The organism is Halanaerobium salsuginis (assembly GCF_900114545.1).
GTDB classification, from domain to species: domain Bacteria; phylum Bacillota; class Halanaerobiia; order Halanaerobiales; family Halanaerobiaceae; genus Halanaerobium; species Halanaerobium salsuginis.
Map to the genome: position 1 here is coordinate 1 of NZ_FOTI01000079.1, position 3721 is coordinate 3721.

Annotated in this window: 5 protein-coding genes; 3 read left to right on the forward strand and 2 right to left on the reverse strand. The window is 29.2% G+C overall.

The window, feature by feature from the left end; translation table 11 throughout:
• The 3 genes from BMZ74_RS14120 to BMZ74_RS14130 all read left to right on the forward strand — a co-directional run.
• On the forward strand, window positions 1-342 hold a 342-nt coding region (locus tag BMZ74_RS14120), incomplete at its 5' end, for a group II intron maturase-specific domain-containing protein (protein WP_281244118.1).
• Between the two features lie 129 nt (window positions 343-471).
• Complete coding sequence (locus tag BMZ74_RS14125) at window positions 472-1344, forward strand: hypothetical protein (protein WP_089862844.1); 873 nt, start codon at window positions 472-474, stop codon at window positions 1342-1344.
• An 884-nt stretch (window positions 1345-2228) separates the two neighbouring features.
• Window positions 2229-2660 carry a VOC family protein gene (locus BMZ74_RS14130; RefSeq protein WP_177181468.1) on the forward strand — a complete coding sequence of 144 codons (432 nt, stop codon included), beginning with the start codon at window positions 2229-2231 and terminating at the stop codon, window positions 2658-2660.
• A gap of 242 nt (window positions 2661-2902) precedes the next feature.
• Here the strand turns inward: BMZ74_RS14130 and BMZ74_RS14135 are convergent, their stop codons facing one another.
• Entirely contained in the window at window positions 2903-3298 is a 396-nt protein-coding gene (locus BMZ74_RS14135) for a type II toxin-antitoxin system death-on-curing family toxin (protein WP_089862846.1), read from the reverse strand.
• Complete coding sequence (locus tag BMZ74_RS14140) at window positions 3295-3519, reverse strand: AbrB/MazE/SpoVT family DNA-binding domain-containing protein (protein ID WP_089862847.1); 225 nt, start codon at window positions 3517-3519, stop codon at window positions 3295-3297. The genes BMZ74_RS14135 and BMZ74_RS14140 overlap by 4 nt, the downstream gene beginning before the upstream one ends.
• Window positions 3520-3721: the final 202 nt, after the last annotated feature.

Here is a 3721-nt window from a genome sequence, read left to right on the forward strand (position 1 = left end):
ATAATTTATATTTTATTATGGACAGTTTATATTATCTATTTAAACGGGTCAATTTTAAATTATTATCCTGGGTCACTTTTAAATTATCATATACAGCTGTTTAAGAAATTAAATTCTAAGCTCAGGGGTTATTATAATTATTATGGTTTGATTGGTAATTATGACAGTCTGGAAGAATTCTTTAATATATCACTCAAAATATTATATAAATGGTTAAATAGAAGAAGCCAGAGAAAAAGCATGAACTGGGATAAATTTGAAGAAATTATAGGATGGTATAATGCCTGTAAGCCGAGAATAGTTGAGAAGACAAATAGACAGTTAAGATTTAACTTTGCCTGATAACGGAAGTGAATATTACTGAAGAGCTCAGTGCGGTAATTCTGCATGCTGAGATCTGTGCGGGGGTGAGCAGATAACTGCTAATCCTACCGTGACTCTGAAATACTAGGTTTAGTTGGAGGTTGTAGTATGAAACAAAGTAGTATAAATGCTTTAAAAAGTTTAAAATCTACATTTCAAGCCGCTTATAATTTAGTTCCTGCATTAATTATATCAGCAATCCTTCTTACAATTGGAGTAATGACTGTAATAATAAAATTTGGCTTATATATGGCATTTAGCTTAATTATCATTGTTTTAGTATCAATTATAGTGTATTCAAAAACAAAGAATTATGGTGAAGCTGCTTTATCATTAGTTGTAGGTATGTTAACTGTGTTTACAGTTAAATGGAATACAACCAGACTTATAGTTTTAGCTAGTAGTTGGCTCGGCTTCTCACCAATTTCAATTATAATTTCAAGTATTAGCATTGCATCAAAAAGTGAGTCAATATATTTACATAATTCTGCATTTATGTCCTATTATTCTTCATATTCATCAGACGAGTTGTATGATTTATTACAAGAAGAAGCTAGAAAAGCAAATGCACCAACTTTTGGGCCAATAGAAACTGCAGAGATTATCCGGATATTAGTTTATAAAAATATTAAGTTAGAGGATATGAAAGAAGCAATAGAGAAAATTAATATTTTAACTAATATTATTCAAGTTCCTTCAGACGAAGTAACATATTTTTTTGTTGATTTTTGTGAAATGTTTGATACACCAATAGGTAATGTATCTAATGTGTTCTTGGATTACATATATAATTCCTTTCGAAGTGTTACAGTTTCACCCAGAAAATTTATAGACTATTATAATGAAAGTAAAAAATTAGTATTCTTAAATAATGTTGATCCTGACTTGTATATAGATAGTTTAAAGAAAGGAATTGATTTAAAAATAAATAAAGAGGACATTAATGATTTTATAAGTAATGATATAAATCAGCAAGTGTAGATAGTCCGTACATCAGATAACATGAGATTTAAGATTCCGCTACGCTGCATCCAAATTCATTCGGTAAGGGCATCGCCATAAATCTCATGAACTTCTTAAATCTCTGGTACGTTAGACTAAATAATAACTGAACAGAGGCAAATAAGAGGAAAAGATAAAAGAAGGGTTGGGGCATCGCTAACTGATATGTATTAACTCCTGCAAATGAAGAAAATATTAACTGTTAGGTTTCTGTGGTTTTAACAATATACTTGAGCAATTGTAATTCACAAAATTATTTATATATATCAGAGTGTAAATTAGTCACTGATTGATCTTCACTCACTTCGTGAAGATGTAATATAGTACAGAATTCATGAACTTTTCTGCTAATTAAAGAAGATTATTTACATTTAATTAAGTTGAAGTAGAGATTAACTTTTTACGCAGCAAATTATTACTGCACATAACAGAGCATTGGCGCTGACTGGATATGATGTTAGGCTGTAAAATAGCCGTTGCCCTTCGGGACATGGCTTTTTTCACATCTCTTGCAGCTGCCTAAACTTAAAATACAGATGAATAGCAAGAGATGAGCCAACGTAAAGAACAGGACAGCCACGTCGCAAATGCTCGGGACGTTAGGTGAAATATCTGTTTAAGTGCTAAAAGTAGTTCTCATAAGAAAAAACTTTAATTTAAAATTTAGATGATGATTTAGTATAAATTTTTATTATTGTGATGAGATTTTTTTATAATAAGTAATAATATATTTTGCAAAGAATCATTGTTTAACGGGGGTGGCTGTTTTTTAAATAAAATTCACACCTTAATTCCAGGTAAGACAGTAATGAATTGTTTGAGTTAATATGATAATTACAACATATTATACGGGAGGGTTATATATGAAAGATAAAGTAAAATTTGTTAATGCATGTCCGGTTTTTCTTGTAGAAGATGTTCAAAGATCAGCTGGTTTTTATGTAAATATTCTTGGTTTTACATATGCAAAGCATTTGGATAAAAATGATAAATTTATAGCAATTTATCGTGATTCAATTGAAATAATATTAGTAGAGAAAATAAAAGGGGAAATAGAATCTAATCAAAGTAAATATGGTAATGGTTATGATGCTTATATTAATCCTGATTCAATAGAAGGGGTAGATAAAATATATCAAGAATATAAAAATAAAAATGTTAAAATAATATCTGAACCAAGTATAACTGATTATGGAAGTTATGAATTTGTTATACAAGATATTGATGGAAGAAACCTCGGAATAGGTTTGATTAAAGATAAAGATAAGTTCTTTGAAAAATCAAATCACCTGTAAAATTTTAAATATTTTAATGTATAAGAAGATCTAAAAAATAGTAATGCAAACCAAAGACAAGTCAGGCACTTCAGATAACAGAAGGATTTACGGCTACACTATCGTTTAGCCCAAATTGATTGGCTAATCGCAGTCGCGCTAAGCCTCATCAACTTCGTAAACCTGCGGGACGTTATCTGACATTTGCTGATTAATAGATTGCGAAACAAAAAACCTCCTGATTAATGAACTCAGAAGGTTTATCATTCTATTGAATTTGTATTATTTTCAAGCCATAACGTTAGTTCTTTTTTTGATAACTGACCAGAAGCTACCTGAATCACCATTTTATAGGCTTCTTTCTCAGAAGCTGTAATTTCTAGACTATTTTTTTGTAAAAAAGTATCCATAGCTACAAAAGCAATTCTTTTATTTCCATCAATAAATGGATGGTTATTACAGAGATGATAGCCATAAGCAGCTGCCATTTTTATAAGTGAATCATGCAAATATTCACCTTGATAGGTTGCTTTAGGCTGTTCAAGAGCTGAATCTAATAAATTTTCATCCCTTATACCAAAAATACCACCATAAATTTTAACAAGTTGTTCATGGAAAAAAAGAATTATGTCTTTAGGTATAAATTTAATGTCATTCATTTAGCTAATTCCTTAAGAGTATTTTTATATTTTTGGTTAGTCTTATCAAAAGTTTTAGCCCAATCTTCAAATTCTGGATTAAAATGAGTTACTGTAAAACCATCTTCATTTTCAATGATATGAAGTTTTTCCCCTTCTTTAAGATTATATTTTTCTTTAAGTTCTTTAGGAATAGTAAAGCCATAGCTGTTACCAACTTTTCTTAATTTTATAGTTTTCATAGTTTATCACCTCAACTATATTATAACATTTGTATTACTAAAAAGAAAGCAGGTAAAAGAAAAAGAATAAATAATTATATAAAGAGATGGAGCATTCTGTTCAGGTGAGTAATGTACAATAAGTTGTGTAAATTAAATATCGATATTTTTTTAAAATAAAAAAAGAGGAATCCTTCTTTAAGTGGTTGAATATATTTATCGA